The following is a 24591-nucleotide window of genomic DNA, read 5'->3' on the forward strand; positions in this document are numbered from 1 at the left end:
GTGCGCATACCCACGGAGGGCTGTTTTGAGGGGGGGATTAGCTGTGCGGCGATGGGCCGCCACTGCCGACTGCGCAGTCATGGATGACTGTCAAACCACTGCATGGACCTGCCTGCCAAAAGCAAATCTGAGGGTGAAATTTCAAATTAGACCGTCTGAGAGAAAAGCATCAACACTTGCACCGCGCGGTGACAAGTGTTGATGTGCGCCTGATTAGAAGGCGTATTTCAGGCCGAGAACCGCACCGGACTTGCCGTTGTACTTGTTGAGCAAGGTGTAGAAAGGCTCGTTGGCGTTGGTGCCCACCAAAGCAGCGCTGGCCGTCAGACCGTTGCCCAAGTCTTTGTTCAGAGTCAGTGCGTAATCGCTGTAAGAAGCATTGACCACGTTTTTGACTTTCTGGTAGCCGTAGTGCGGCACCAAGGTGAAGCCGTTGCCCAAGTCAAAGTTGGCGCTCAGGTCCACGTAGTAGCTGTTCTTGCTGTTGGGGTTACCAAACAAGTTGGAGATCGCGTGCGAGTACTTGGCCGTGACCAAACCGTAGGTCACCGCACCGTACACCTCGTTGGTGTTGGCGTTGGCAAAGCCACTGACCTTGGCCAAGTTGTTGCCCGAGTACTCATAACGTAGGAAACCCACGTCGTAGGCCGCATCGCCCACAGCGCCTTTGTATCCACCGTACAGGTCGATTTCAACCGGGCCCTTGATGCCGCCCACGCCCACGGTGGTGCCTGTGTCCTTGATCCACTGGATGCCAGAAGCCCAAGCGCCAATGTAAAAACCGCTTTTATCGGCATAGTCCGCACCACCTTGAACTGTTGGCTGGGCGCGGGTTTGCGAAATGCCGCGGTAACGGTAGTCAGTCACAGCGCCCACGTTGTAGGACAAAGTGCTTTCTGGTGCAGCAGGTGCTGTTTGGGCTTGGGCCACAGAAGTCAAAGAACCGATGGCCAAAGCGATCAAGGATGGAACGAGGATTTTTTTCATGAGGGAGAACTCCAAGGGATTGAAAGAATTGGTTTTTACGAAAATTCCAATATTAGGGTTTTACCTGATGATTGTGGGTTTAGATATTTCAACTTTCCAATGTTGCAATAAACCAACGCAATTTCCGACGAAGCACTTGGTCGGGCGTCAACTCCTGAAACGCTTCCTCGTCAAGGCCAGCGCAATCCAGAACGACACCACCGCAAAGCCCGCCAGCACCAGCACATGGCGCAGCGGCTGGTCTGGCCAGCGGTCCAAAAACAGCGGGCGCACCAAATCCACCGCCACCGACAGTGGGAGCCAGTCGGCGACCACACGCACAAAGCCGGGCAGTTGCTCACGCGGAAAAAAGATGCCCGAGAGGAACATCATGGGCGTGAGGAACAGGGTGAAGTAATAGGTGAAGAAGTCGTAGCCTTTGGCCAGCGCGTTGAAGATCAGCGCCATGCAGCTGAAGGTAATACCCACGCCCAGCAGCACGGGCCAAGCCACCAGCAGCTTCCAACTGTGGCTGATGTTCAGGACCAGCATCACACCCAAAATGGCCGTGACGGTGAACAGCGCTTTGAAGGCGGCCCACAGCATTTCGGCCATCACCACGTCGTCCAGCCGCACCGGGGCGTTCATGATGCCATCCCAGGTTTTTTGCACATGCATGCGCGAGAACGCCGAGTACAGTGCCTCAAAGGTCGCCGCGTTCATGGCGCTCATGCAGATGCTGCCGCTGGCCAAGAACAAGATGTAAGGCACTTTTTCGCCGCCCATCTCAACCTGCCCAATGAGCGCACCCATGCCGTAGCCAAAGGCCACCAGCCACATGAGCGGCTCGGCGATGTTGCCCACCAAGCTGGGGATGGCGAGTTTTTTCCAGACCAGCCAGTTGCGCTGGAACACGGGCCACCAGCGCATGGACAGGCGGGGCGCGGCCCAGATGTTGTTTTGAATTTGACTCATGATCAGCCTTCCTCTCGGATCTGGCGTCCGGTCAATTTCAGGAACAGGTCTTCCAGGTTGGAAGGTCGGTGCAGCGTGCGCAGCGCGGGCCAGGCCTCGAGTGCGTGCATCAAGGCGCGGCTGTCTTGGGTGTAGAAGAAAACCGTCTCGCCGCTGACTTCGACCCGCCCTGCCAGCGCCTTCAAGCTGGCCTCTTGCGCCAATGGCACCGCGCCTTGGCCAAAGACCTCCACCACTTCAGGCTCCAGGTGTTCGGCGATCAAATCGCGTGGCGCACCCTCGGCAATCTTGCGGCCTTGGTCCAGCACCAAGAGGCGAGAGCACAAACGCTCGGCTTCGTCCATGAAATGGGTGGTGAGCAAAATGGACTTGCCTTCTTGCAGCAGCACCTGCAGACGCTCCCACATCAGGTGACGCGCTTGCGGGTCCAGGCCCGTGGTGGGTTCGTCCAGCATCAGCAGTTGAGGGTGGTTGATCAGGGCACGGGCGAGGCTCAAGCGCCGCTTCATGCCGCCCGACAACTCGCCGGGCTTGGCTTTGGCTTTGTGGCTGAGGGCACCAAACTCCAGCAGTTGGGGGATACGCTCGCGAATGACCGCGTCGGGCAGGCCAAAGTAACGGCCAAATGCCAGCAGGTTTTCTTCGGCGTTGAAGTCCGGGTCGAGCGTGTCCATTTGCGCGACCACGCCCAAGCGGGCTTTGATGTCCAAGGCGTCGCGGGGCATTTGCAAACCATCGAAATAGCGGATATCGCCACCATCAGGGTGGGACAAGCCCAGGCACATGCGCAGCGTGGTGGTTTTGCCCGCGCCGTTGGGGCCGATCACGCCCAGGCATTCGCCGGGGTTGATGTGGAAAGACAGGTCATTGACCACCGTGGTGTCGCCGTAGCGTTTGACCAGGTGTTCGACCGAAAGCAAAGGGGTGTTCATGGACGAGATTGTGCCTGCGGGCGGCCCGATAAAATCAAGGCATTCTTCTGAACCGCCCCTGCGGCCACCACATGTCCAGCTCCTTTTCTGACCGCCTGGCGGTTTTGCCGCAGTACCTGATTCCCAAGCAAGCCCTGACCGCCTTCGCGGGCTGGGTGGCCGGCAGCCAATGGGGTGGTGTGACCACGGGCATCATCGACCGCTTTGTGCGCCGCTACAACGTGAACATGAGCGAAGCGGCCAACCCGGACACGGCCAGCTACACCAGCTTCAACGAGTTTTTCACACGCCCTTTGCGTGGCGATGCCAGGCCATTGGCCTCTGCAACTTTTGTCAGCCCGGTGGACGGCGCCATCAGCCAGTGCGGCCCGATCGCGGGCGATCAGGTGTTTCAGGCCAAGGGCCACAGCTACAGCACACGCGCCTTGGTAGGGGGCGATGCAGCATTGGCGGCTCAGTTTCAGGACGGTGAATTTGCCACGCTTTACCTCAGCCCGCGCGACTACCACCGCATCCACATGCCTTGCGCGGGACGGCTCACGCGCATGATTTACGTGCCGGGCGATCTGTTTTCAGTGAACCCAACCACAGCCCGTGGCGTGCCAGGGCTGTTTGCCCGCAACGAGCGCGTGGTGTGTGTGTTCGAAGGCGAGCACGGCCCTTTTGTGATGGTGCTGGTGGGCGCGACGATTGTGGGCAGCATGGCCACCGTGTGGCACGGCGTGGTCAACCCGCCACGCCCCGGCACAGTGCGCGAATGGACTTACGAGATGGGTAGCATCACCCTGGACCAAGGCGAAGAGATGGGCCGCTTTTTGCTCGGCTCCACTGTGGTGATGCTCTTCCCCGAAGGGATGATGCAGTTCAAAGCCGACTGGACACCCGCTCGCCCGATCGTCATGGGCGAGGCGATGGGCTCGCTGGTTTAAATCTCGATTTTGGAACCCAGCTCGACCACGCCGTTGGTGGGCAGGTTCAAGAACGCAGCCGCACCACTGGCGTTGTGGTGCATCTGGGCAAAGAGTTTTTCACGCCAAGTGGCCATGCCACCACCAATCGTGGGGATCACGATGTCGCGTGACAGGAAATAGCTGGTCATCATCGGGTCGAGCTTGTAGCCCTCGCCTTCAATGCTGGCCAAGGCGCTCGGCAAGTCGGGGTTGTCCTTGAAGCCATAGTTGACAATGACTTGCCAGCATTCGTGCCCGAGCGGCGTCACATCCAAGCGCTGAACGACGTCCACACGCGGCACCTCGTGGCTGCGCACCGTGACAAACAAATTGCGCTCGTGCAACACCTTGTTGTGCTTGAGGTTGTGCAGCAAAGCGTTGGGCACGGTACCGGTCTCGGCCGTCAGAAACACAGCCGTGCCTTCGACGCGGGTGGGCGGCGAAACGAAGACGGCATCCAAGAAATCAGGCAAACGCAAAGCGTCTGAGCGCAAAGATTCGTTGAGCAAGCGACGGCCATCGTGCCAAGTCAACATCAGCGTGAACACGACGGCGCCAATGAACAGCGGGAACCAACCACCGTCCAACAGCTTGAGCATGTTGGAGGCCCAAAACGCCAGATCGACCACAAAGAAAAAGCCCGTCGCGCCAATGCACAAGGCCAAGGGCAATTTCCATGCGTAACGGATCACATAAAAGGTCAGCACGGTGGTGATCAGCATGTCGGTGCACACGGCGATGCCATAGGCCGCCGCCAGGTTGCTCGATGACTTGAACATGACCACGGCCAACACAATGGCCACAAACAGGCCCCAGTTGACGAAGGGCATGTAGATTTGTCCCGTGTCGGTTTCGCTGGTGTGCTGCACTTCCAGTCGGGGCAGATAGCCCAACTGAATGACCTGCTTGGTCACGCTGAAAGCGCCAGAAATCAGCGCTTGCGAGGCAATGACCGTGGCCATCGTGGCCAGACCCACCAAAGGCACCAGGGCCCAGTCGGGTGCCATCATGTAAAACGGGTTTTTCACAGCTTCAGGGTTGGACAGAAGCAAAGCACCTTGGCCAAAGTAGTTCAGGGTCAGGCAAGGCATGACCACGCTGAACCAGGCCAGGCGGATCGGCTTTTTGCCAAAGTGGCCCATGTCGGCATACAGGGCTTCACCACCAGTCACGCACAGGACCACAGCGCCCAAAATGATGAAAGTGATACCTGGCTCATTCCACATGAAGCCCAGCGCGTAATGTGGGCTAATGGCCAAAAGGATCTCGGGGCGCTGCACGATGTGCGAGACACCCAAGACGGCAATGGCGAGAAACCAGACCAGCGTGATCGGACCAAAGAATTTGCCAATGCCCGCAGTACCGCGCTTTTGCACCCAAAACAGCAGGAACAAGATGACCAAGGTGAGCGGGATCACCGCCTTTTTGAAGTTCGGGGAGATGATCTCCAGGCCTTCAACGGCGGACAGCACGGAGATGGCGGGTGTGATGACGCCGTCACCATAAAACAGACAAGTGCCAAAAATACCGACGATCAGCAACACCTTGCGGGTTCGAGGACGGTCCTTCACCGATTGCGAAGCGAGCGCCAACATGGCGACCAGTCCGCCTTCGCCATGGTTGTCGGCGCGAAGGACCAAGACCACGTACTTGACCGACACAATGGTGGTCAGCGTCCAAAAGAAAATCGAGAGAATGCCGTAGACGTTTTCGGGCGTGAACGGCACATGGCCGGAGCCAAACACCTCTTTCATCGCGTACAGCACGCTGGTGCCGATATCGCCGTAAACCACGCCAATGGCGCCCAGTGTCAGGGCGGCGAGAGAGGATTTTGTTGAGGACACAAAAAATGGCCTGACCGGGATCAGGCGCTTAGTCTTGAAGTTCGCTATTTTGCGCCCAATGGCGGCTCTGTGTCACCGCTCATCCTAAGATTTTGTTGCAGTGCAACAACTTCAGTCGTAAACCTCGGCCTCCGGATCGGTGGCTTCCAGCTCGTAACTGGCCGCCAACATGGCCAAACGGCCAATCACGCCATACATGTAAAAGCGGTTGGGCACACTGGCCCCGGGTTTGACGCCAGGCTGAGGCAAATGGGGGGTGTCGGCAAAGGCCAAAGGCACAAAGCTGGCGCCCGGCGCGTTCAGGTTTTCATCTACACCGCGCTCGGCATGCACGCGGTAAAAACCGCCCACCACATAGCGGTCCATCATGTAAACGACCGGCTCGGCCACCGCGTCGTTGATGCGTTCGTTGGTCAGCACGCCCTCTTGGATGATCACGTCGTTGACGGTCTGGCCGTCCTTGATGACGTTCATCTTGTTGCGGGTCTTGCGGTTCAGGACATCCAAGTCCGCCACATCGCGCACCGTCATGATGCCCATGCCGTAAGTGCCGTTGTCGGCCTTGACGACCACAAACGGCTTTTCGTTGATGCCGTATTCCTTGTACTTGCGCTTGATCTTGGTCAGCAGCGCGTCCACGTTGCTGCGCAAGCAGTCCATGCCCGTGCCTTCGGCAAAGTTCACATCGCCACACTGGCTGAACATCGGGTTAATGAGCCACGGGTCAATGCCCAGCAGCTTGCCAAAACGTTTGGCCACTTCTTCGTAGCATTCGAAATGCTTGGTTTTGCGCCGCACGCTCCAGCCGGCATGCAAGGGTGGCAGCAAAAATTGCTCGTGCAGCTCTTCCAATATGCCCGGGGCACCGGCCGACAAGTCGTTGTTGAGCAAGATGGTGCAAGGGTCAAAGTCTTTGAGGCCCAAGCGGTGCTGGCTGCGCACGACCGGCTCCAACGTCACGCTCTCGCCGTTGGGCAACTCGATGGTGGTGGCTTCTTTGATCTCAGGGTTGATCGAGCCCAAGCGCACGTTCAGTCCAGCCATGTGGAAGATGCGCTGCAATTGCGCCACGTTGGCCAAATAGAAAGTGTTGCGCGTGTGGTTCTCAGGGATGATCAGCAGGTTTTTGGCTTCGGGGCAGATTTTTTCAATGGCTGCTTGCGCAGCCTGGACGGCCAATGGCAGCATCTCGGGCGTCAAGTTGTTCCAACCACCGGGGTAGAGGTTGGTGTCCACGGGGGCGAGCTTAAAACCGGCGTTGCGGATGTCGACAGAAGTGTAGAAAGGGGGGGTGTGCTCCATCCATTCCAGACGAAACCAGCGTTCGATCGCGGGCATGGAGTCCAAAATGCGCTGCTCCAGCTCATTGATGGGGCCGGTCAGGGCAGTGACGAGATGGGGAACCATGGGCGACCTTTATGGGGCTGAAACTAAGAAATGATATGGGGCTGGTTGGCTGTTTTGCAAGCGCTTACCGGACAGGTCACAAAGGGCATGTCGGCCGGACCACACAAGGTGGTCCGATCAACTGCGGACTTCACCCTCACCCAGCACGACGTATTTGAGTGAGGTCAGGCCTTCAATACCAACCGGACCGCGGGCATGGAATTTGTCGGTGGAAATGCCGATTTCGGCCCCCAATCCATACTCAAAACCATCGGCAAAACGGGTGCTGGTGTTGACCATGACGCTGGCCGAATCCACCTCGCGCAAAAAACGCTGGGCATGCAGGTGGTCGCGGGTCAGGATGGCATCGGTGTGGTGGCTGCTGAAGTGGTTGATGTGGGCAATCGCCTCATCCACGCCTTCGACCACCTTGATGCTGATGATGGGTGCGAGGTATTCCTCAAACCAGTCCTGCTCGGTCGCGTCTTTGAGGTTGGCACCAGCAACTTGGCTCAGGATGGCCTTGGCCTTGGGGCAGCAGCGCATCTCCACACCTTTGGCGGCATAGACCGCACCGATTTTGGGCAAAAATTCTGCCGCAACACCACGCGCCACCAACAGGCTTTCGCTGGCGTTGCAGGGGCTGTACTTTTGAGTTTTGGCGTTGTCAGTCACCTTCACGGCCATGTCGGTGTCGCACGGATCGTCCACATAGGTGTGGCAGTTGCCGTCCAGGTGCTTGATGACCGGCACCTTGGCTTCGGCGCTGATCCGCTCGATCAAGCCCTTGCCGCCACGCGGGATGACCACGTCCACATACTGTGGCATGGTGATGAGCTGTCCCACAGCGGCGCGGTCGGTGGTTTGCACCAGTTGCACGGCGTCCAGCGGCAAACCGCTCTCGGTCAGCGCCAGCTGCACCAGCTTGGCCAAGGCCTTGTTCGATTCAATCGCCTCGGAGCCGCCGCGCAAGATGCAGGCGTTGCCGCTCTTGATCGACAGGCTGGCCGCCTCAATCGTCACGTTGGGGCGGCTCTCGAAAATCATGCCAAACACGCCAATAGGTACCCGCATCTGGCCCACACGGATGCCGCTGGGCATCTGCTTCATGCCAAGGACCTCGCCGATCACATCGGGCATGGCCGCCAACTGCTCACAGCCCTGAGCGCAGGTCTCCAGCACTTTGGGGGTGAGTTTGAGGCGGTCCACCATGGGTTCGGCCAAGCCCGCGGCCCGGGCGCGCTCTAAATCTTTGGCGTTGTCCAACTGCAAAGCATCGGTGTTGGCACGCAGCAAAGCAGCCAAATGGCGCAAGGCCTGGTTTTTGGTGGCAGCCGAAGCCTTGGCCATCAGGGCCGAGGCTGTTTTGGCCTGCTGGCCCAGGGCCTGGATATGGGCCTCCAGGCTGGCATGCACAGGTGTGGGCGATGGGTGGGCTGTCGTTGCGGAATTCATGGCTGCATTTTCGCATTGTCTGGCCACCCTGCCACAAGGCACCCCATGCCCATCAAAACGGGAAACGCGCCTCCCAAGCCTCCACCTCGGGCAGCCCCAAGCACGCGTTGTACTCCTGACTGCTCAGCATGCGCGGTCGAACCCCTTGTGTGTGGCCATCGGTGCGAAGGTGATCCAAGGCATCGCGCATGGCAAAACCCAGGGCATTGCGAAGCAAGGCCGGATAAATGGCCAAACCAATGCCATGGGTGTGCAGATCGCGACTGTGCAGCGTGGCCAAGGGCCCGCCTGCATCGATGTTCACGGTACACGGAATGGAGATGGCATCGGCAATTTGACGGATGTCCGCCAAGATCCCGTCGTGGGCTTTGAGCTCGACAAACACGGCGTCCGCACCCGCTTTTTCAAAGGCTTGGGCGCGCAAAATGCCTTCAGCCAAGCCGCCCGAACCGACGCTGTCGGTGCGTGCAATGACCATGAAAGACGGGTCGTTGCGGGCGGCCACAGCGGCTTCGATTTTGGCCACGGCCTCCCGAAACGGCAGCACTGTGCGTGCGCCAGGCAACTGGGCGCAGCGCTTGGGTGAAATCTGGTCTTCGATGTGAATGGCCGCCACACCCGCAGCTTCAAACTCCTCGATGGTGCGACGCACAGCCACCACACCGCCGTAGCCGGTATCGGCATCGCAAATCACAGGCAGGTCCATGCAGGCTGCCACGCGACGGGCGTGCGCAGAGATCAGCGACAAATCGACCAAACCGACATCGGGCCGTCCCAACAAACTGGCTGACACACCGTTGCCCGTCATATAGACGGCCTCGAAGCCGAGTTGTGCAACCATGCGGGCGCCATAACCGTCATAGACGCCCGGTGCCACCAGTGCAGGGCCCGTGCGGGCAGCCGACAGTCGGGCACGCAAGGCTTGGCGCAATCGGGTCACGCGCCCGACAGGATTCTCAGTCGTCATACGGGCACTTCCCAATCAGGGTATTTCTTCAAAAACGGAATCAAGCCACCTTCTTGCAAAATCGCGCGGATGGCCTTGGGCACAGCTCTCAGCGGCCGCTGGATCTGTTTGGCTTGAACGCACAAGGAAGGCGCGGCCAAATCGATGGTGATCTCGTCGCCATCCAGCAAGCCATCGATGTCGCACTCCACCACGGGCAGGCCATTGTTGATGGCATTGCGAAAGAACTGACGACCAAATGAAGGGGCCACAATGGCGCTCACCCCCATGCGCCTCAAAATATGAACGGCTTGCTCACGCGACGAGTTGATGCCGAAATGGGTGCCCGCAACGATCACACCGCCGGGCACAAACCGCTTGGCAAAACCAGGCGATACGGCCTCAAAAGCTTGTGCAGCAATGAACGCCTCGTCTTTGCCAGGCAGGTATTTGCCAGAGCAATTCAAGTCGGTGTTCACGTCGTCACCCAACAAGTAAACGCGCCCGCCAATCAGGTCATTGGACATGTGAAGCCTCCCATTGGCCACCGGGCACAGTGCGGGGATCGGTGATGCGCCCAGTCAAGGCCGATGCCGCCACCGTGGCCGCAGAACCCAACCAGATGTCGGCTTCGTGGTTGCCCAAACGGCCTTGGAAATTGCGGTTGGCACTGGAGATCACCACCTCTCGATCACCCGGAATCAGGTGATTGGTGATGCCCACACAAGTACCGCAGCCAGCTGCCTCCACCGAAGCACCCGCTTCGGTCAAGGCCTCGATCAGGCCTTCGCGCGCCGCAGCCAAATAAATTTGACGCGATGCAGGGGTGATGATCATGCGCACGCCTTTGGCCACATGACGGCCTTTCAAAATGGCCGCTGCTTGACGGATGTCGTCCAAGCGGCCATTGGTGCAGGTACCGATGAGGGCAAAGTTGATTTTCTGACCCACCACTTCTGAGGCCGCCACGATGTCATCCACCGAGTGTTTGCGGGCCACTTGTGGTGCCAGCTGCGACGCGTCGATCTCAAACCGATCGGCATATACAGCCCCTTCGTCGGCCGTCACGGCTTGCGGCGGTTTGGCGCCGTGGCGTGCCAGCCAATCGAATGTTTTTTGATCGGCTTCCAGAATGGCCGCTTTGGCACCCAACTCGGCGGCATGGTTGGCCAGTGTCATGCGGTCGTCGATTTCCATGGCACTGACGGCCGAACCCACGTACTCAATGGCGCGGTAATTCAGGCCCTCGGCGCCAAAACGGCCCAGCATGTACAAGGTGAGGTCTTTGGCCCAAACACCCGGCTGCAAGCGTCCTTGTATGTTCACCCGCACCGACTCGGGCACCCGAAACCAAATCTTGCCTGTGGACATCACTGCTGTGACGTCTGTGCCCTCAATGCCTGTCCCCAAGGCATTAAAAGCCCCATAGGTGACGGAATGCGTGTCGGTGCCAACAATCAAATCGCCACAGGTCAGGTGGCCACCTTCTGGCATCACCTGATGGCAAATGCCATCGCCAATGTCGTAAAGCACACTGCCGTGCTGCTCGGCAAATTGGCGCATGGCGGTGTGCCCTTGCGCTGCTTCCAATGTGGGCGGTGGCGAGAAATGGTCGAGCACCCAAGCGGTCTTTCCTGCAAAGGGCAATCGCGTCAACCCCATCTTGTCCACCATGCGGATGGCGTTGGGTGCGCGCGCATCGTGCACCATCGCAAAATCCACCTTGGCCACCACGATGTCGCCAGCGTTGACATGGTCCAAGCCGGCGTGGCGGGCCAATATTTTTTCGGCCATGGTGGCCGCGTGTGTTTGTTTCATTACTCTGCCTTGATTTTGGCTTTGCGAATCAAAGCGCCCCATTTGTCGCTTTCATTGCGGAAATATTTGGCGGCTTCGTCCGGCGTGGAAGGTGAAGGCTCCAAGCCCAGTTTGCGCAACTGCGCCACCACACCAGGGTCTTTCAGGGTCATGACCAAGGCTGTGTTCAATTTTTTAACCACTTCGGGTGGGGTGCGCAAAGGTGCGGCAAACCCATACCAGTTCACCGCCTCCAAGCCGGGGTAACCCGATTCGGCCATCGTGGGCACATTCGGCAGTGCCTCTAAGCGCTTGCTACCAGTCGTGGCGATAGGGCGAAGTTTGCCCGTTTGAATATGCTGAACCGCATCGGTGGGACTGGAAAAAATAGACGGCAGCACGCCACCGAGCAAATCGTTCATCGCAGGCGCACCGCCGCGATACGCCACATGCTGGGTGTTCAGCCCCGCTGCGGCCTTGATCAGCTCACCGGCCAGGTGCCCGCCGCTGCCCACACCCGATGAACCGAACGACAAGCGTGAGTTTTCTTGACGCCCCTGCTTGATGTAATCGTCAAAATTGCGGACATCGCTGGCTGCATTGACCACCAAGACATTGGAAAAAATCACGGCCATGCTCAGAGGCGCCATGTCGGTGATGGGGTTGTAACTCAGCTTGTTCAAATGCTGGTTCACCGAAATCGATCCCACGGTGCCGAGCATGATGGTGTGGCCATCGGCGGGCGCCTTGATGAGCAGGTCGGTCGCAATGTTGCCGCCTGCACCCGGCTTGTTGTCGATGACGATGCTTTGCTTGAGCAATTCACCCAACTTGGGCGCCATGATCCGGGCCACGGTGTCCGAACTGCCACCCGGGGCGAATCCGATGAGCAGTTTGATCGGCTGCGTCGGAAAGTTGTCCGATTGCGCCCACCCTGAATTGCTGACGATGGCACCCCATACTGCGCACAGGGTGAGGATGAATCGGCGTTGAAAGATCATGCAGCCACCTTGGTAGGGATCAAAACGGCTCAGTTTAGAGCAAGGCCTGTGAGCGAGTTTCACATTGGCGACAAGTTGTCAACGCAGGGCGCAGACCCAACTCATGCGCATCGCCAAGCGCTTCAAAGCCTGCCAGCCGTCGGTCGGCCACTCGGGCACTTTCAGGCCTTTGACAATGCCATCCACCAGATGGGCCGATTGCAACATGCCATTCAGACGAGACTCGGTCATTCGAGGCAGCACGCGCTCAAACAAACGTTCACGCGCGCCCCACACACGCTGCTCTCGCAGCGCCATGGGCAAGGGTTTGCCACTGGCCATGGCGTCTTTCACCCGCTTCAAGGCTCGGATGTCTTCGGCCAGCGTGTAGTGGACCAGCACCGCCGCTTCGCCTTCGGCCTGCAGGCCGTCGAGCATGCGCTGCACCCGCTCCACTTGACCAGACAACACGGCTTCGGACAACTTGAACACGTCGTAACGGGCCACATTGACCACTGCAGATTCGACTTGTTCTTGGCTGAGTTCGCCCGCGGGGTGCAGCAAGCCCAGTTTTTGAATTTCTTGGTGCGCGGCCAGCAAATTGCCCTCCACACGGTCGGCGAAAAACTGCAAGGTTCGCTGACCTTCTTCACCCGCCACCACGCGCTGACCTTGCTGCTGCAAGCGCTGCGCGATCCACTGGGGCAATGCGCTGCGGTCCACGGGGTCGACCTGAATCGACACGCCACCGTTTTCGAGTGCGCCAAACCAGGCCCCTTTGCGGGTCGCCGCATCCAGGCGAGGCAAGATGAACAAGGTCAGGGTGCTGTCGTTGCCTTGGGCCGAAGCGACCAATTGCTGAATAGCGGTGCTGCCTTCTTTGCCCGGTTTGCCGGAGGGCACACGCACTTCCACAATTTGCTTGTCGGCAAACAGGCTGAGCGAGCCGCCTGCAGCCAGCACTTCGCTCCAGTCAAAATGCGCTCCCGACACGGTGTGCACACTGCGTTCGGTGTAGCCCTGGGCACGGGCGTTGGCGCGGATGGCATCGGCCGCTTCCTGGATGAGCAAGGGTTCGTCGCCATGCAAAACATACAGGCTGCGCAAACCCTTTTGCAGGTGCGCTGCCAATTGTGGAAGGGTCAATTGCATGAGACTGCTCAGTGCGGCCGCATCAAGGCTTGGCAGCCGAGGGCACGCTGCGCGACTTGACCGCCGACAAGCGTCGCATGATCTGCTGCACGATGTCCGTCTGCATGTCGCGGTACAAAATGCCTTGCTCGATTTCTTTGGACAGCGCCGCCGATTCGGTGAAACTCAAATCACGCTGCTGGAAAAGCTCAACAGGCTCGATCAGTTCCACGCCCTGCGGCGTGCGCAAGCGAAAGTTCACGCGCAAGCGCAATTGCAACTCACGCATCTGCCCTGTTGCACTCACACCGACTGGCACTTGCTGGCGCGTCTCGCTCAAGATGTCCAAAATGGCGTCCGCTTTGAGCATCTGCTTGGGGTCGGTCATCAGATCGATGCGTCCCGAACCCAACAAATTGCGCCGCAGTTCAACACCCAAAGGTGAGGCGGTCGAGAAGTTTGCGTACAAGGTCTTGAACGCAAAATCATTGGTTTGTCTCAACTGAAACCCGCAGCCCGCCAAGCCCGCCGTCAGAAGACTGGCGCTTGAAACGGTCAAAAAAGATCGGCGTGTGGGTTTCATGCGGGGCTTAAACGACGATGTTGACCAAGCGGCCTGGCACCACAATGACTTTCTTGGGCGCAGCGCCAGCGGCTTGCTTGACAAAGGCCTCTGTGGCCAACGCAGCCGCCTCGATCTGTGCTTTGTCGGCCGACGCAGGCACCCAAATGGACCCGCGCAACTTGCCGTTGATCTGCAGCATCATCTCAATCTGGTCGCGCTCCAAAGCCGACTCGTCCACAGCAGGCCAAGGCGCATCGAGCAACTCGCCCACAGCCTTGGCAAAACCCAGCTGCTGCCAAACCTCGTCGGTGATGTGCGGGCAAGCGGGGTAAAGCATGCGCATCAAGAGGGAGACGCCTTCGCACAGAGCGGCGGTGTCACCCGCGCTGCCATCGGGCTTGAAGTCTTCCAGCGCATTAAGCAACTTCATGCAACCCGACACCACCGTGTTGTATTGCATGCGCTCGTAGTCGTAACCCACTTGCTTGAGCACCAGGTGCATTTCGCGGCGCAAGGCTTTGGCCGAGTCACCCAAAGCGGCCTGGCTCAGATCCTGGCCCGTGGCCGAACGCAGCAATTCGTGGTGCTTGAAAGCGAAGTTCCACACGCGGCGCAAGAAACGGTAGCTGCCTTCCACGGCCGAGTCGTTCCACTCCAGCGTCACCTCGGGCGGTGCGGTGAACATGGTGTACAAGCGCGCGGTGTCGGCACCGTACTTCTCGATCAGGTCCTGCGGGTCAACGCCGTTGTTTTTCGACTTGGACATGGTGCCCACACCCTCGTAGTCGATGGCGGTGCCCACGGGCAGACGGCCATCGCCGCTGTCGGCTTCGTTTTTCAGCTTCGCACCCACCACTTTGCCCGTCTCGTCGAGCACATGCTCCACATCGTGCGGCCAGAAGTAGTCTTTGCCACCCTTGGCGGTGCGGCGCGAATAAATGTGGTTCAGCACCATGCCTTGTGTGAGCAGCTTGGTGAAAGGCTCGTCGACCTTGACCAAACCCAGATCGCGCATGACCTTGGTCCAAAACCGCGCATAAAGCAGGTGCAAGATGGCGTGTTCAATGCCACCGATGTACTGGTCCATGCCGCTGCCACCTGTGGCTTGGTTCTGATCGCGCATCCAGTAATCGGTGCCGCCTGCCACCATCGCCTCGGCGTTGGTCGGGTCGCAGTAGCGCATGAAGTACCAGGACGAATCCACAAAGGTGTCCATGGTGTCGGTCTCGCGGCGGGCGGGCTTGCCGCACACCGGGCAAGTGACCCCAGCGTGAAAGCCTTCGTGCTTGTGCAGCGGATTGCCCGAACCGTCCGGGATGCAGTCTTGCGGCAACACCACGGGCAGGTCTTTTTCGGGCACCGGCACAGCGCCATGCTCATCGCAATGGATGATCGGGATCGGTGTACCCCAGTAGCGCTGGCGGCTCACGCCCCAGTCGCGCAGACGCCAGGTGGTTTTCTTCTCGCCCAAGCCTTTGGCAGCCAGCAGCTCAGCCACTTGGGTGACGGCAGCTTTTTGGGTCAGACCATCGAGTTCGCCGGAGTTGACGCACACACCGTTTTTGGTGGCGTACCACTCAGACCATGCGGTCGCATCAAAGACCTCAGAGGCCTTGGCGTTGCCTGCGTCGGGCAACGATGTTGAGCTTGCGTCTGAGGCGCCCGACGCAGGCGACGACAAGGCCGGCGCACGAGCAGAGACAACTTGCTTGATCGGCAAGGCGTACTTCAGCGCAAACGCAAAGTCACGCTCATCGTGCGCAGGCACACCCATCACGGCGCCGTCACCATAAGACATCAACACGTAATTGCCGACCCAAACCTCAACCTGCTCACCCGTCAAAGGATGCGTGACGAACAGGCCCGTGGCCATGCCCTTTTTCTCTTGCGTGGCCAGCTCAGCTTCGGTGGTGCCGCCGCTCTTGCACTCTTCCAAAAACGCCGCCAATGCAGGATTGGACGAAGCCGCGTGCAGCGCCAGCAGGTGCTCTGCTGCGACCGCGCAAAAGGTCACACCCATGATGGTGTCGGCGCGGGTGGTGAACACGTACATCTTGCCGTCGCCAATCAAGGCGCCATCAGCGCCCGCGATGGTGTGCGGGAAAGCAAAGCGCACACCTTCCGATTTGCCGATCCAGTTTTCCTGCATCAGGCGCACTTTGTCGGGCCAGCCGTTGAGCGTCGCCTTGTCGTTGCCGATCTGCACATGGTCCAAGAGCTCTTGGGCATAGGCCGTGATGTTCAGGTAATAGCCCGGAATTTCACGCTTTTCTACCGGAGCGCCTGTGCGCCAGCCTTTGCCGTCGATGACCTGTTCGTTGGCCAACACGGTCTGGTCCACCGGGTCCCAGTTGACGACTTGGGTCTTGCGGTAGGCGACGCCCTTTTCCAGCATCTTCAAGAACAGCCACTGGTTCCACTTGTAATAGGTCGGATCGCAGGTGGCGACTTCGCGCGACCAGTCGACCGCCAGGCCCATGGCCTGCATCTGCTTTTTCATGTAAGCGATGTTTTCGTGGGTCCACTTGGCCGGGGGCACGCCATTCTTCAAAGCGGCGTTTTCGGCGGGAAGGCCAAAAGCGTCCCAGCCCATGGGCATCAAGACGTTGTAGCCCTTCATGCGCAGGCTGCGCGTGAGCATGTCGTTGATGGTGTAGTTGCGCACATGGCCCATGTGCAGCTTGCCGCTGGGGTAAGGCAGCATGGAGCAGGCGTAGAACTTCTTTTTGCTGGCGTCTTCGGTGACGCGGTAGGCATCGCGGGCCGTCCAGCGGGACTGCGCTGCGGGTTCGACTTCGAGGTGGTTGTACTTGTCTTGCATAGCCTGCAATTGTAGAGGGGCAGATCAGGTCAAACGTGGACCTTGGCAAGCATAGGCAGGGGATAGCCCGGGCTCCTCAGACGCAAGCTCAACATCGTCACCCGGGCCATCCCCTGCCCATGCGAAGACCATCACCCAAACTCTTTTGGGAGCGAGCCCCCGCTCGCGAATGGCGGACCTGCCACTGCAGACATTCGGCCGCAGGGGCGGCCTCCCACAGATTCAGGCCAAGGGTGTGACAACTCAGCGCGTGAGCGCCGGGGTGGTTTGCGCCACAAAACCGATGCGCGACAAACCGGCTTTTTGGGCCAGGCCCATGGCCTCAACCACCCGGCCGTAGGGCACCGACTGGTCGGCACGCAGCTCCAGCTCGGTATGGGGGTTGCGTTTGGCGGATTCGGCCAAGCGCAGGCGCAGGGCGTCGGGAGTGATGGGCTTGTCGTTCAAATACAAGTTACTTTGGGCATCCACCACCAAGGAAAGTACTTGGGGCGATGCGCCGGCCTCACCGCCCTCAGACTGGGGTAGGTCCAAGCGAATGGCGCTGGTCATCAGGGGTGCCGTCAAAATGAAGATCACCAGCAAAACCAGCATCACGTCCACCATAGGGGTGACGTTGATCTCGCTCATGGGGGCGTCAGGCTTGCGAGATTCCAGGCGACCGAAGGCCATGGCTCAGTCCTGGGGGTCGGCGAGCAAAGCACGCAAGTCGTGGGCAAAACCCTCCAGCTCGGCTTCTATCTGATTGATTTGACGCCCGAGCAGGTTGTAGCCCAACACAGCCGGTATCGCCACAGCCAAGCCTGCTGCCGTCATGATGAGGGCTTCGCCCACAGGGCCTGCCACCTTGTCGATGGTCAATTGGCCGCCATCGGCGATGCCCGTGAGGGCGTTGAAAATGCCCCAAACAGTGCCCAACAGGCCCACAAAAGGCGAGATGGCACCGGCAGTCGCCAACCAAACCTGACCCCACTGCAGGCGTTTCACCACCGCTTGCAGGGCATCGCGTAAAACACGGGTCAGCTGGGGATGGCGGTCGCCGGACGACGCCAAAGTGCCGCCCATGGGCAACAAAGTCGCGTCCAACAAAGGGGTGATGCAGACGTCGCGGTCAAACTGGGCGACGCGTTGCTGTGCATCGTCAAAAGCCGTGGCCTGCCAAAAAGCCGCGATGCTGCGGCGCATGTCGCCACCCACGCGTGAGAGCAAACGCCACTTCCAGAAGATCACCACCCAACTGCCCACCGACAGCACCAACAGCAGCAGCGCCAACAAACGGCTGACCGAATCGCTGTGCAGCAAAAAGTCGTTGAGGGTCATGACGTGGTCAGGAGACGTCAGCGCAAATTCAACACATCAAACATGTCAAACAAACCGCGCTGCTGGGTGGCCAAGTAACGCACAGCCCGCAAACTGCCTTGTGCGTAGGTGGAGCGGCTGGATGACTTGTGGGTCACTTCAATGCGCTCGCCAATGCCTGCAAACAAAACGGTGTGGTCACCCACAATGTCGCCACCTCGGATGGTGGAGAAACCAATGGTAGAAGGATCCCGCTCACCGGTGTGGCCGTAGCGTTCGTAAACGGCGCACTCTTTCAGGTCCCGGCCAATGGCATCCGCAATGACTTCGCCCATTTTGAGAGCAGTGCCAGAGGGCGCGTCCACCTTGTGACGGTGGTGGGCCTCAATGATTTCGATGTCGTAGCCCGTCGACATGGCTTGTGCGGCCATTTGCAAGAGCTTGAGCGTGACGTTGACGCCCACACTCATGTTGGGGGCCATCACGATGGCGATGTCTTTGGCAATTTCAGCAATTTCGGCTTTTTGCGCCTCGGTGAAGCCGGTCGTTCCGATCACCGCTTTGACGCCCAATTCGCGACAAACCTGCAAATGGGCCAGCGTGCCTTCGGGCCGTGTGAAGTCAATCAAACAACCCGCACTTTTGAGACCCGCATGCAAGTCAGATGTCACCAAAACACCGCTGGATTTGCCCAGCGGGGCTGCGGCATCTTGCCCCAATGCCGGGCTGGCGGCGATGTCGAGTGCGCCTGCTAAGCGGCAGTCTTCAGAGGCCATGATGGCTTCGATGAGCATGTGCCCCATGCGGCCAGAGGCGCCCGCAACGGTGACGGGCAAGTGGGTCAGTTGAGTCATGTCGTTTTTTCCCATCAACGGGGCGTGGGCTCCAAGGGGGGGTAGCTGGCAGGCAATGCCGCTGCAGGTTGGGCGCGTTCGGCGGCTTTGGGCGCAGGGAATTTTTTCAAGTCTTCTTCGCTGGCTTGCAAGTTGCTCACGGTGGCCGCTTTGCGCTGAACAATCAAGCGCTCAACGAATTCGGACTCGCTGGGCAAATCGCCACCGTCTACCGAAGCGACGACATCGTTCTTGAAAAAGACCGTGAGCTGAAAACTCTGGGGCGGCACGCCCTGACGCCGAATGCTGAATGCGTAATCCCAACGGTCAGCGTGAAACAGGCTGGTCACCAAAGGCGTGCCCAAGATGTCCTTGACTTGGGCGCGCGCCATGCCAGGGCTGATCGCTTGCCGCTGCTCTTTGGACACGAAGTTGCCCTGCACCACCTCGGGTATGTAGGGCTTGAACAGGCCCTGGGACAGGCTGGAGGTGCTGCCACAACCGGCCAAACAGGCGCACACGATGAGCATGGCCAAGTTGGTGCATGTCGCAGGAAAAGTCTGGGATGCTGTCATGGTTGATGGCTGGCCGATATGATCGACTCATTGTAGCGGCAGCTTCAAGCCTGCACCGTTCGCAACCACCCAGATGCCCTAGACCATGAACCAAATTGACGAACTGAAAAACAATGGTCTGAAAGCCACGCTGCCCCGCCTGAAAATTCTGGAAGTGTTCCAAAGTGGCTTGCAACGCCACATGACGGCCGAAGACGTTTTTCGGCACTTGCTGCTGGACAACACCGACGTGGGCTTGGCCACGGTTTACAGGGTGTTGCTGCAATTTGAGCAAGCCGGTATTTTGAGCCGCAACCACTTTGAAGGTGGCAAGGCGGTTTACGAACTCAACGAAGGCCAACACCACGATCACATGGTGTGTCTCGATTGCGGCAGGGTGGAAGAGTTTTACGACCCGGAAATCGAGTCACGCCAACAAGCCGTCGCGCAGGCCAAAGGATTTGTGATCGCCGACCATGCTTTGAGTCTTTACGCGCACTGCACACAAAACCCCTGCCCCCACCGCGAGCGCTGAAGGCATCTGCGCTCACTCCATGGCGCGGCGTTGTCGTTCAATGAAGTCTTGGTAGGTGTCAATGCCGCGCATTTGCAAAATCGTGTTGCGCACAGCCGCTTCCACCAACACCGCGATGTTGCGGCCCGCCACCACCTGAATCACCACTTTGCGCACCGGAATGCCCAAAACATCCTGGATCAGGGGTTCCGAAGGCAGGCGTTCATAGTCGCGTTCCAAGGTTTCTTTGCGCACCAAGTGAACGATCAGTTTCAGCCGCATTTTGCGGCGGACCGCCGTCTCGCCAAAAATGGCGCGAATGTCCAGCAAACCAATGCCACGCACTTCCAGTAGGTTTTGCAGCAAATCGGGACAACGGGCTTCAATGGTGGTTTGGTTGATGCGGTACAAGTCCACCGCGTCATCGGCCACCAAGCCGTTGCCGCGCGAAATCAGCTCCAGCCCCAACTCACTTTTGCCCAGGCCCGACTCGCCTGTGATCAACACACCCATGCCCAAAATGTCCATGAACACCCCGTGCATGGTGGACCGGTCGGCAAAGTGCTTGGACAAATAGGCGCGCAGAACATCGATGACAAAAGCCGACGATTGTTCGGTCGAGAACATCGGAATCTGTGCACGCTCACAGGTGGAAAGCAAGGCCTCGGGGGCAACTTGGCCATCGGCCAAGACCAGCACCGGCGGCTCCAGGGTGACGATGCGTGAAATGCGCCGCGCGCAGTCTTCGGGCGTGGAATTGCTCAGGTAAGCCACTTCGCGTGGCCCCAGAATTTGGACACGGTAAGGGTGGATGTAATTGAGGTAACCGACCAAATCGGCACCGGACCGGGCTTCGCGCACGGCCACTTCGTCAAAACGGCGCTCTGAAGCCCCCAAACCCGCCACCCATTGCCACTTGAGGTTTCGGCGGTGATCTTCAAACAAAAGGTCTGCGCTGATGACGGTTGGTTTCATCGCCAAAACACCCAGTTCAGTGGATCAAACGGTTTGTGCAGACTGCCACTGCGCAATCAATTGGTGCAGATTGGCTTGAACCGTGCTGTTCTTGATGTTCTCACGCAAGGCGGTGTCGCTGAGCAGCTCAGCGATTTCCGAGAGGATTTCCAGGTGCTTTTGGGTCGCCGCCTCGGGAACCAACAAGAAGATCAGCAAATTGACCGGCTGTTCATCGGGCGCATCGAAACCAATCGGCTGCGCCAATTGAAAAACCGCGGCCATCGGTGCCTTAAGGCCCTTGATGCGGCCATGGGGGATGGCCACGCCATGGCCCAAACCCGTTGAGCCCAATCGCTCACGGGCAAACAAGCTGTCCGTGACCAGCGCACGAGACAACCCATGCAGGTTCTCAAAGAGAAGTCCGGCTTCTTCGAATGCGCGTTTCTTGCTGGTGGCTTCCACCCCGACAAGAACTTGGGCAACAGGCAGTATGGATGACAGGCGATTCATGGTCGAGGCCGGATTATGCACCTTGCGGGAGGAAGCCCACTTTTACGTGATCGCTCGTGACTTTGGGCCTCATGTGCAAGGTCACATGAACGGTCTTGACCCAGCGCCAAGTCTCCATGAAAAAGGGCCACAAATTGTGGCCCCGGTTTTGACAAAGGGTTGGCCTTTACATCATGCGTTTGGGGGCACTGTGGTGGTGATCGGTGATGCGGTCTTTGTGCTTGACCACTTGGCGGTCCAGCTTGTCCACCAGCTCATCCACGGCCGCGTAGAGGTCCTCGTGCGCACTTTCAGCGAACAGATCGCTGCCTTTGACATGGATGTTGCATTCGGCGCGCTGGCGCTTTTCTTTTTGTTTTTGTTTTTCGACGGTCAAAAGCACTTTGACATCCACCACCTGGTCGAAATGCCGGGTGATTCGGTCGAGTTTCCCCGTGACGTACTGTCGCAGCGCCGGGGTCACTTCGAGATGATGCCCACTGATGATCAAATTCATAGTCGTCGCCTCCATGGATTCAGGGTGAAAAAGCCCCACCGGAGCAGGGCTCGGAAACCACCTGCTGGGTGGTTCAACCCCACTATGCGCCGCGTCACATGGAAAAGCAAGCCAACAGAATTTAAACCTGAAAAGGGGGCCGAAATGGCCACACTGGGCCGTTATTGGTGCTATCGTGCGGAATGAAGCGGATCACCAAACGATGCCGCTCAAGGGCTGATGGATGCCGCAGGCGCACCATGCAAACGCAAACGCCCAGCCTGCCACGCACTCAGGCCACTGGCCACCACCCCCAACAAACCCGCCATCCAGTAACCGGTGAGCTGCCCTTGCGGATCACGCCCGATGATCAGCCCCGCCACCAAGGCAGCCAAGCCCATGGAAGCGGACTGCACGGCTGAGTTCAGGGTCATGAACGTACCGCGCAAACGAGGCAGGGCAGCCGAAGAAATCATCGCCATGCCAGGGATCATGCGCCCGCTCATGACGGTGAACAACAAGGTGGATATGACCAACAAGCCCCACACGGGCAGGCCTTGAGACAGCGTGGTGGCCATCAAGGGAACGGTCACGGCCAAAGCCAAACACTGGAACATCCGAACCTTGCCGACCCGGTCCGTCAAGCGGCCAAAATAGCGCGCACTCAGCAAGGTGGCCAAGCCGCCACACAGGTAAATCCAGGGCACCTCAGCCGGCAGCATGCCAGCGTTGGACTGCAGGTAAATGGTGATGTAAGGAATGACCGTGAACGACGCGAACATCATCAAGCCCGACACAGCAAAAGCTTGGAGGTGGTTGGGCTCGGCCAGCACTAGGCCAATGCCGCGCCAAACACTCACCCTTTCGGGGTGGTGCAAGTGCGCGTCCAGCCTTGGCAAAGTTTGCCAAGCGCCCAGCGCCAGCACACCCACCAGCAAAGCGATGCCCACAAAAGGTGCATGCCAGTTGAAATGCGCTGCCAAAAACAAGCCAAGGGGCACGCCCGCCACGGTGGACACGGAGAACGAGGTCATGACCACGCTCATGGCGCGGCCCCGGCGCTCAAAGGGGATCACATCGGCCACGATGGTCTGGGACAAGGCCGACAACACCCCACCAAACAAACCTGCAGCCACGCGCGCCACCATCAACCACACATAGTCGGGCGCCAGAGCGCACGACAGCGTGGCCAGTCCAAACAAGGTGTACATGGTCAACAGCAACTGTTTGCGGCTGAAGCGGTCAATGTAGGTGGCGGCCATCAAACCCGAAAAGCCCGCTGACAAGGTGTAAGCCGAGACCAGGAGGCCAAACTGGGCGTTGCTGATGCCAAACAAAGCCGTGAATTGCGGCCCCAAAGGCATCATGATCATGAAATCGAGGATGTGGGTGAACTGGATGCCTGCGAGCGTGAAGAGCAGCCAGCGCTCACGCCGAGGGGTCAAATGTGGGGTCATGGAACAATGCCGTTGAATGGCTTGAATCTAACACCCGTCGCCAAGCGCGACGGCACCCCATGTTGGCCAGCCCACACAGACGCATCCGGTGCCATAATTCGGCCATTCATTTTTGGAGACACATTGCCGTGGAAACTACCCCGAGTCGGTAGCTTTCGAACGCGCTGAGCACCTCGCCCATCGTTCGAAAGCTGCAAAGAACACTTCGCCGCCCCTTTGAACTTTTGGCACCTGGCCATTTTTGGATTCGCCATGCTCAACATCTTCACCCTTGTCAACGGTCGCCTCTTTCAAGAAGAGATCGAGTCGTTGGAAGAACTCTCCCGCTTTCAGCCCATCTGGGTTGACCTGGAATCGCCCACGCTGGAAGAAAAGCGCTGGATCAAACAATACTTTGGCCTGTCCATCCCGGAAGATGCGATGGACGAGGACATCGAGGAATCGGCCCGTTTTTACGAAGAAGACAACGGCGAGCTGCACATCCGCTCCGACTTTTTGATCGCCGACGATGACGAGCCCCGCACCGTGCGCTGCGCTTTCATCTTGAATTTGCACAACGCCAACCTGCGCAGCCAAGGCGTGCTGTTCTCCATCCACGACGAAGACGTGCCCGTGTTTCGCCTGCTGCGCATGCGCGCGCGCCGCGCACCCGGCTTGATCGAAGACGCCAAAGAGGTGCTGCTGAAATTGTTTGATGCCGATGCAGAGTATTCGGCGGACACACTGGAAGGCATTTACGACCAGCTCGAAAAAGTGGGCAACACCGTGCTCTCGGGCGATGTGACCGATGCCATGGCCAGTGAAGTGCTGGGCGCCATTGCACGGCAAGAAGACATGAACGGCCGCATCCGACGCAACGTGATGGACACGCGCCGCGCCCTGAGTTTCATGATGCGCTCCAAAATGCTGAATGCCGAGCAGTTTGAAGACGCGCGCCAGATCATGCGCGACATCGACTCGCTCGACTCGCACACCGCGTTCTTGTTCGACAAGATCAACTTCTTGATGGACGCCACGGTGGGTTTCATCAACATCAACCAGAACAAGATCATTAAGATTTTCTCGGTGGCCAGCGTCGCCTTGCTGCCGCCCACGCTGATCGCCAGCATCTATGGCATGAACTTCCAGTACATGCCCGAGCTGAACCAGACTTGGGGCTACCCCATGGCCATCGCCTTGATGGCCGCCAGCGCCGTGGTGCCCATGTGGTATTTCCGCCGTCGCGGTTGGCTCAAATAAAGCCC

At 58.9% G+C, this 24591-nt stretch carries 24 protein-coding genes; 3 read left to right on the forward strand and 21 right to left on the reverse strand.

Annotated features, from left to right (window positions below; translation table 11 throughout):
- Nucleotides 1-213 precede the first annotated feature (213 nt).
- The 3 genes from B9Z40_RS06270 to B9Z40_RS06280 all read right to left on the reverse strand — a co-directional run bounded on the left by B9Z40_RS06270 (nucleotide 214) and on the right by B9Z40_RS06280 (nucleotide 2873).
- On the reverse strand, nucleotides 214-987 hold the full coding sequence (locus tag B9Z40_RS06270) for a TorF family putative porin (RefSeq protein ID WP_100172371.1): 774 nt from the start codon (nucleotides 985-987) through the stop codon (nucleotides 214-216).
- 147 nt (nucleotides 988-1134) lie between these two features.
- Nucleotides 1135-1941, reverse strand: a complete 807-nt coding sequence (locus tag B9Z40_RS06275; protein ID WP_100172372.1) for an ABC transporter permease — start codon at nucleotides 1939-1941, stop codon at nucleotides 1135-1137.
- A gap of 2 nt (nucleotides 1942-1943) precedes the next feature.
- Nucleotides 1944-2873 (reverse strand): ATP-binding cassette domain-containing protein, encoded by a 930-nt coding sequence (locus B9Z40_RS06280; protein WP_100172373.1) that lies wholly within the window; start codon nucleotides 2871-2873, stop codon nucleotides 1944-1946.
- A gap of 71 nt (nucleotides 2874-2944) precedes the next feature.
- Here B9Z40_RS06280 and asd point away from each other — a divergent pair, with 71 nt between their 5' ends.
- A complete protein-coding gene (gene asd, locus B9Z40_RS06285) occupies nucleotides 2945-3802 on the forward strand; it encodes an archaetidylserine decarboxylase (RefSeq protein ID WP_100172374.1) in 858 nt (285 codons plus the stop codon).
- Here the strand turns inward: asd and B9Z40_RS06290 are convergent.
- The 14 genes from B9Z40_RS06290 to B9Z40_RS06355 form a co-directional block, all read right to left on the reverse strand.
- Nucleotides 3799-5667, reverse strand: a complete 1869-nt coding sequence (locus B9Z40_RS06290; protein ID WP_199172499.1) for a potassium transporter Kup — start codon at nucleotides 5665-5667, stop codon at nucleotides 3799-3801. The genes asd and B9Z40_RS06290 overlap by 4 nt on opposite strands.
- Nucleotides 5668-5778: 111 nt before the next feature.
- On the reverse strand, nucleotides 5779-7074 hold the full coding sequence (gshA, locus tag B9Z40_RS06295) for a glutamate--cysteine ligase (RefSeq protein ID WP_100172375.1): 1296 nt from the start codon (nucleotides 7072-7074) through the stop codon (nucleotides 5779-5781).
- Between the two features lie 117 nt (nucleotides 7075-7191).
- Nucleotides 7192-8508, reverse strand: coding sequence for a glutamate-5-semialdehyde dehydrogenase (locus tag B9Z40_RS06300; RefSeq protein ID WP_369823414.1), 1317 nt, complete (start codon nucleotides 8506-8508; stop codon nucleotides 7192-7194).
- A 52-nt stretch (nucleotides 8509-8560) separates the two neighbouring features.
- Nucleotides 8561-9475, reverse strand: a complete 915-nt coding sequence (locus B9Z40_RS06305) for an oxaloacetate decarboxylase (RefSeq protein ID WP_100172376.1) — start codon at nucleotides 9473-9475, stop codon at nucleotides 8561-8563.
- Entirely contained in the window at nucleotides 9472-9981 is a 510-nt protein-coding gene (locus B9Z40_RS06310; RefSeq protein WP_100172377.1) for a 3-isopropylmalate dehydratase, read from the reverse strand. Before B9Z40_RS06310 ends, B9Z40_RS06305 begins: the two co-directional genes overlap by 4 nt.
- Nucleotides 9971-11272 (reverse strand): 3-isopropylmalate dehydratase large subunit, encoded by a 1302-nt coding sequence (locus tag B9Z40_RS06315; protein ID WP_100172378.1) that lies wholly within the window; start codon nucleotides 11270-11272, stop codon nucleotides 9971-9973. Before B9Z40_RS06315 ends, B9Z40_RS06310 begins: the two co-directional genes overlap by 11 nt.
- On the reverse strand, nucleotides 11272-12252 hold the full coding sequence (locus tag B9Z40_RS06320) for a tripartite tricarboxylate transporter substrate binding protein (protein ID WP_100172379.1): 981 nt from the start codon (nucleotides 12250-12252) through the stop codon (nucleotides 11272-11274). Before B9Z40_RS06320 ends, B9Z40_RS06315 begins: the two co-directional genes overlap by 1 nt.
- A 78-nt stretch (nucleotides 12253-12330) precedes the next feature.
- Complete coding sequence (holA, locus tag B9Z40_RS06325) at nucleotides 12331-13383, reverse strand: DNA polymerase III subunit delta (protein WP_100172380.1); 1053 nt, start codon at nucleotides 13381-13383, stop codon at nucleotides 12331-12333.
- 22 nt (nucleotides 13384-13405) lie between these two features.
- Nucleotides 13406-13945, reverse strand: coding sequence for an LPS assembly lipoprotein LptE (gene lptE / locus B9Z40_RS06330; RefSeq protein ID WP_100172381.1), 540 nt, complete (start codon nucleotides 13943-13945; stop codon nucleotides 13406-13408).
- 7 nt (nucleotides 13946-13952) lie between these two features.
- Nucleotides 13953-16748 (reverse strand): leucine--tRNA ligase, encoded by a 2796-nt coding sequence (gene leuS, locus B9Z40_RS06335; RefSeq protein WP_100172382.1) that lies wholly within the window; start codon nucleotides 16746-16748, stop codon nucleotides 13953-13955.
- Between the two features lie 243 nt (nucleotides 16749-16991).
- On the reverse strand, nucleotides 16992-17420 hold the full coding sequence (locus tag B9Z40_RS06340) for a biopolymer transporter ExbD (RefSeq protein WP_100172383.1): 429 nt from the start codon (nucleotides 17418-17420) through the stop codon (nucleotides 16992-16994).
- 3 nt (nucleotides 17421-17423) lie between these two features.
- Nucleotides 17424-18068: a MotA/TolQ/ExbB proton channel family protein gene (locus B9Z40_RS06345; RefSeq protein ID WP_100172384.1), complete on the reverse strand. Its 645-nt coding sequence runs from the start codon at nucleotides 18066-18068 to the stop codon at nucleotides 17424-17426.
- Between the two features lie 17 nt (nucleotides 18069-18085).
- Nucleotides 18086-18901, reverse strand: coding sequence for a 4-hydroxy-tetrahydrodipicolinate reductase (gene dapB, locus B9Z40_RS06350; protein WP_100172961.1), 816 nt, complete (start codon nucleotides 18899-18901; stop codon nucleotides 18086-18088).
- 14 nt (nucleotides 18902-18915) lie between these two features.
- Complete coding sequence (locus B9Z40_RS06355; RefSeq protein WP_100172385.1) at nucleotides 18916-19455, reverse strand: outer membrane protein assembly factor BamE; 540 nt, start codon at nucleotides 19453-19455, stop codon at nucleotides 18916-18918.
- 85 nt (nucleotides 19456-19540) lie between these two features.
- Here B9Z40_RS06355 and fur point away from each other — a divergent pair, with 85 nt between their 5' ends.
- Nucleotides 19541-19969 (forward strand): ferric iron uptake transcriptional regulator, encoded by a 429-nt coding sequence (gene fur / locus B9Z40_RS06360; protein ID WP_100172386.1) that lies wholly within the window; start codon nucleotides 19541-19543, stop codon nucleotides 19967-19969.
- Nucleotides 19970-19981: 12 nt separating this feature from the next.
- On the opposite strand, the gene hprK is transcribed toward fur, so the two are convergent.
- The 4 genes from hprK to B9Z40_RS06380 all read right to left on the reverse strand — a co-directional run bounded on the left by hprK (nucleotide 19982) and on the right by B9Z40_RS06380 (nucleotide 23347).
- Nucleotides 19982-20923 (reverse strand): HPr(Ser) kinase/phosphatase, encoded by a 942-nt coding sequence (hprK, locus tag B9Z40_RS06365; protein WP_100172387.1) that lies wholly within the window; start codon nucleotides 20921-20923, stop codon nucleotides 19982-19984.
- A gap of 24 nt (nucleotides 20924-20947) precedes the next feature.
- Entirely contained in the window at nucleotides 20948-21415 is a 468-nt protein-coding gene (locus tag B9Z40_RS06370; protein WP_100172388.1) for a PTS sugar transporter subunit IIA, read from the reverse strand.
- A 166-nt stretch (nucleotides 21416-21581) separates the two neighbouring features.
- On the reverse strand, nucleotides 21582-21911 hold the full coding sequence (gene hpf / locus B9Z40_RS06375) for a ribosome hibernation-promoting factor, HPF/YfiA family (RefSeq protein WP_100172389.1): 330 nt from the start codon (nucleotides 21909-21911) through the stop codon (nucleotides 21582-21584).
- Between the two features lie 209 nt (nucleotides 21912-22120).
- A complete protein-coding gene (locus B9Z40_RS06380) occupies nucleotides 22121-23347 on the reverse strand; it encodes an MFS transporter (RefSeq protein WP_100172390.1) in 1227 nt (408 codons plus the stop codon).
- A 252-nt stretch (nucleotides 23348-23599) separates the two neighbouring features.
- Between B9Z40_RS06380 and corA the strand changes: the two genes are divergently transcribed.
- The gene (corA, locus tag B9Z40_RS06385; RefSeq protein WP_100172962.1) at nucleotides 23600-24586 is read left to right on the forward strand and encodes a magnesium/cobalt transporter CorA; all 987 of its coding nucleotides are present in this window, start codon (nucleotides 23600-23602) and stop codon (nucleotides 24584-24586) included.
- The last annotated feature ends 5 nt before the right edge of the window (nucleotides 24587-24591 follow it).

This window comes from Limnohabitans sp. 15K, assembly GCF_002778285.1.
GTDB lineage: Bacteria > Pseudomonadota > Gammaproteobacteria > Burkholderiales > Burkholderiaceae_C > Limnohabitans_A.